This window comes from Ancylothrix sp. D3o, from assembly GCF_025370775.1.
GTDB lineage: Bacteria > Cyanobacteriota > Cyanobacteriia > Cyanobacteriales > Oscillatoriaceae > Ancylothrix.
Map to the genome: position 1 here is coordinate 1 of NZ_JAMXEX010000077.1, position 4,267 is coordinate 4,267.

General features: G+C 42.9%; 7 protein-coding genes and 1 pseudogene. 6 read left to right on the top strand and 2 right to left on the bottom strand.

Annotated features, from left to right (window positions below):
* The first annotated feature begins 221 nt into the window (after positions 1–221).
* From NG798_RS26875 to NG798_RS26890, 4 genes are all read left to right on the top strand, one after another.
* The gene (locus NG798_RS26875; protein WP_261226792.1) at positions 222–632 is read left to right on the top strand and encodes a hypothetical protein; all 411 of its coding nucleotides are present in this window, start codon (positions 222–224) and stop codon (positions 630–632) included.
* Between the two features lie 52 nt (positions 633–684).
* Positions 685–1,284, top strand: a complete 600-nt coding sequence (locus NG798_RS26880; RefSeq protein WP_261226793.1) for a hypothetical protein — start codon at positions 685–687, stop codon at positions 1,282–1,284.
* Positions 1,285–1,631: 347 nt separating this feature from the next.
* Positions 1,632–1,853, top strand: coding sequence for a hypothetical protein (locus NG798_RS26885; protein ID WP_261226794.1), 222 nt, complete (start codon positions 1,632–1,634; stop codon positions 1,851–1,853).
* Positions 1,854–2,192: 339 nt separating this feature from the next.
* Positions 2,193–2,453: a hypothetical protein gene (locus NG798_RS26890; protein ID WP_261226795.1), complete on the top strand. Its 261-nt coding sequence runs from the start codon at positions 2,193–2,195 to the stop codon at positions 2,451–2,453.
* Positions 2,454–2,559: 106 nt separating this feature from the next.
* Here the strand turns inward: NG798_RS26890 and NG798_RS26895 are convergent, their stop codons facing one another.
* A complete protein-coding gene (locus tag NG798_RS26895) occupies positions 2,560–2,742 on the bottom strand; it encodes a hypothetical protein (protein WP_261226796.1) in 183 nt (60 codons plus the stop codon).
* 216 nt (positions 2,743–2,958) lie between these two features.
* Positions 2,959–3,168 (bottom strand): annotated as a pseudogene (locus tag NG798_RS26900) (IS701 family transposase); the annotation flags it as partial.
* A gap of 144 nt (positions 3,169–3,312) precedes the next feature.
* On the opposite strand from NG798_RS26900, the gene NG798_RS26905 reads away from it, so the two are divergent.
* Together NG798_RS26905 and NG798_RS26910 are read left to right on the top strand one after the other, a co-directional pair.
* Positions 3,313–3,939 (top strand): DUF4433 domain-containing protein, encoded by a 627-nt coding sequence (locus tag NG798_RS26905; protein WP_261226797.1) that lies wholly within the window; start codon positions 3,313–3,315, stop codon positions 3,937–3,939.
* Between the two features lie 119 nt (positions 3,940–4,058).
* Positions 4,059–4,267: macro domain-containing protein (locus tag NG798_RS26910; protein ID WP_261226798.1), on the top strand; the 209-nt coding region annotated here is incomplete at its 3' end.

The following is a 4,267-nucleotide window of genomic DNA, read 5'->3' on the forward strand; positions in this document are numbered from 1 at the left end:
GAGTACCTTGGGGAAATGTGATAGTTTGGTTCATAATAGTAAGTTGGTACTTTGTGTACCGGGTTAAGGCCCCTGCCAGGTAGATTGAGATTCTTAGTTGGCAGGGGTTTTTGGTTTGCTTGTAATTATGACATATTATCAGCGTATATGGTACACTTTTACAAAAATAAATATTTTGTTATAATTTTTTCCTACAAAGACACGCTTGCTAGACTAGAAGAATGACAACAAAAAAACGACGAGTACAGGTAGATATAGAAGATATCCAGCACATTCTGGAGAAATTGGCGAAGGCACAACGTCGCTCGCTGGCTGGTCAAGCAAGGCATCTCATTGATGAAGCCCTACAATCAATGGGTTTATGGTCAATGCCCGTCGTGCCTACACCGACTCAAAATATTGCTGAATTAGTAGCGAGTAATTTTGACAAACTTGTTGCTAATACCTGCATTCCAGAAAGTCGCTTAGCCGCATATCGAGATGGGGCAAAACCAGAAACCATAGATTTAGTACGCATGGCCCGCGTCTTAGATATGGATGAGGATGACTTGGTAGAGCTTTGCCATCGCTCACAGCCTAACGACAGTAAAAACGATAGGAAAAAGGAAGTTCAAACAAATGGAACTGCGTAAATATTTGCCGTCAGGCTGGAAGTTCAGTATTACGTCGGGCGGCCCGCTCATAATGGCCCCAACTCAACATGATGTAGAACTGTGGCTGGATAAAGTCAGCGGGTTTCTTGTTGAATCCGCCAATAATTTACAAGGCAGCATTCAAATTGGGTGGGAAGGATGCCGACGCCCTTATCGATTCACCCCAGCCCTGGCATCAGTTGAAGGAAGCGAAAAACTACATCCGCTATCCTCTGAAACAGAATCAGAGCAGATTAAGACTGATGAACCCTTACAAAATAACTCAATTATTGAAGTACCGGAACTAGAAATTATTAGTGAAGTTCTGGGATTTGATGGAAGTTCAGCATTACTTAGAATGTCTGATGATTTAGGTTTGCTAAGTAATACTAGAACAGAAGTAAGTAGTGGCCTAAAAGCAAATGATTGGATGAAGGTTAAAGATCATTCGCACTGGTGGCCTGATGACGAATTAAGAAATTATAAGCGTCGATTGCTAGGAGATGGACAGTTAAAAAATTACAGCTATTATGCCCGAATGATTACCACAGGAAAGCTAAGCCTTTATACGGTCACTACGCGATTAGTGGTATATCGTGGTGATTTGTGTCGGCTTGTAAAGACTCATTCGGTGGTGCCGGTTGAAGATTGAAAAGGTAAAAAACTATAACATTGGGGGCCATAATTCGATACCAAACAGAGTTTCCGAACGGTTCATATTTAATTGGGCCAGAGTTGTATTTGGATTTTAATGTCCTTTATTTTAATCCTAATCCTGTTAATCTCGTGAATTAAACAGATGGCAGTATGCTATTTGCCAATCCTCACTGTTATTGTGCGGATACAGTGAAACAAATCAGTTCTTAGAAATCAATAGTTTAGAGGATTGTAAAGTTTTGGATCGTTCTGATTCATTGCGGCGTAACCAGCTTTTCAAAGCTATTTGAATACTTGAAGGAGCACCTACCCGCTCCTTCAAATGCTGCTATTGCTCGGTATTTGACACAAACTCTTCGTTCAAAAGGTAGCCGAGAACAAGTTTCTAATGATTCTGTAGGCAGATGGACGCTTGGTGAGCAGTTGATTCGTCGAGATAGTGTTAGGAAGTTAGCCCTAGCTCTAGGTTGTTCGGTTATTGAATTAGAAGAATACCTTAGCGGCCAATTAGGAGCGGATTTTTTAGGGGTAGAAGTAGCGAAGCTGACACCAGCCGCAAAGTAGCAGATAAAACCATTAGAGTCATTGGAACGATAATATTGCCGTTTCGCCTGGGTATTTAGTTGATTCTTGAGTTGCTTGCGGATCGTTGACTAAATGGGGCCGATGGCGGATGGCATTTTTTTAGGAAATTAATTAGGAGGCTGGTGGTCTGCTTTCATTACCGAAGTGGCTTCGGAGTGCCGATGGTATTGCGTGATTTGCCCACGTTTATTGGGATGCCGGTGAAATAAGGGATTTGCCCCGGTTTATTTGAGTGCCGGTGGGATAGGGTAAGCCGCTGTTCGTCTGGATTGCCGGTAATCTCTATTTTGTTTGAGCCGGCCTAAAATGGCCATGATTATGAAGAATTCTCTCAGTGTGACACCGGCCTCTTTAGGTTCACCGGGCCGGTGTCCATCGGAGCCTTTATCTTCACCGGCCCCTCGACATCCCCCATCTCAGGCAGGTTCACCGGCTCTATTACATCCAGGGGTTCCGGTGAAGTTCAAGGTATTGGGGAAGTTGGTGGCGCCGGTGGTGGCGGGGAGGCCGGTGAAGTTTGCGAAATCTTTGGATGTCGGTGATGACAAGAAGGTCGGTGAAGTCTGTGGATGTCGGTGATGCCGGTGAGCAAGCGTGGTGTTCCTGGCGCTGGTGGTGCCGATGATCGCTAGGAACCCAGCGAGGCCGATAGTGGCGAGAAAGCCGGTGAGCAAGCGTGGTGTTGTTAGCGCTGGTGAATGTTATGGTGCCGGTAGAACGCTAGGGTACTGTTGGCGCTGGTGGAGCCGGTGGGGTTGGTGGTAGTGGGGAGGCCAGTAATGGCAGTAAGGTCGGTGGTGCCGATGAAGTTGGTGGAGCCGATGGTGGCGAAAACGCCAGTGGTAGTGGGGAGGCAGGTAATGTACATTTTCTTTATGTCAGCCTAAAATGGCCACATAAGTTTAAATTTCCGAGTGTGGCACCAGCCTCTTCACGTTCAGGAGCTTCTCTAGGTTCACCGGCCCCTAACAAATCCACTGACCTTGGCAAATTCATCGGCTTCATAAAACCCACTGAGCTCATATCCTAAACTTTGTTAAGAAATTATAAGCTCAGGCTGAATTCTCACTTCTTAGAACACCGTTGCTTCTGTTAAAAAATGATGTAATTGGTGATAAACCACACCAATTACATTATTTGACATCTGAGTAAAGTTGTTTTATTCCCTTTCACCTAATAATCCTCCTAAACAACTCCAACTCCTTTTTTGAGATGGATTTCTGAACACTGGATTAAACCTAGCACACCATTTCTCAAAGCATGGTGGCATGGCAGAGGGAGTGGTTTCTTTCATCGAAGCTTCTCAAGGTAAAATATAAACTCTGGTTCCATTTTAGGTGTTTTATTTCTTTTTTTGTTTAAGTCCGGTAATTGGTAGAATATGAATTAATATAAATAAAAAGACTAAATTCAAATATTTTAAGTCCCTTAAGAAAGTATGATTTCTATTTATCATATTACTCATGTTGATAACTTGCCTTTAATTCTAAAATCAGGGGGGTTGTTTGCTAAAAACGAATTAATACAACAGGAAGTAAACCATCTTGATATCGCTCATGAAGGCATCCAATCTCGTCGCGCTAGAATTCCTGTCCCCTGCGGTGCCGGTGGAGTATTGCACGACTATGTGCCATTTTATTTGGCTCCTCGTTCCCCCATGCTTTACGCAATTCACAATGGTAGAGTAGCCGATTATACTCAAGGACAAAACCCAATCATTTACCTAGTAGCAGAAGCCGAAATAATAAAAAGTGAGGGTATCCCTTTTGCTTTCACAGATGGTCATGCCGTTATGAGCTACAGCGATTTTTACGACGATCTATCAGCTTTAGAATCTTCTATTGATTGGGCCATTATGGAAGATAAATATTGGGCTGATACCCCAGAAGATAACGATAGAAAGCGGAGGCGACAAGCAGAATTTTTAGTCTATCAATTTTGCCCTTGGAGATTAATTAGAAAAATTGGTGTGATAGATAGCACAACTAAACTACAAGTTGAGGGAATCTTAGCAAATTTTAACTGTCAACTCCAAATAGACATTTGCTCTAATTGGTATTACTGAACCGCTCTATGCTACAATTGTACTAACAAGGATAAGAAAAAATAATCATCCAGCTTTAGCAAGGCAACCAAATTATCTTAGATAATTGGAGTTTAGTCAATCGCTGATAGAGAAAAGTAATGGTTCAGTTCAAGCAAGGCAACCTATTGGAAGAGAAAACCGAAGCCCTAGTCAACACTGTCAACTGCGTTGGTGTCATGGGTAAAGGTATCGCCTTACAATTTAAACGAGCTTTTCCCGAAAACTTCCGTCAATATGAGAAAGCCTGCCATGCAAAAGAAGTAGAGCCAGGTCGGATGTTTACAGTATCGACCGGCTCAGTGCTTTA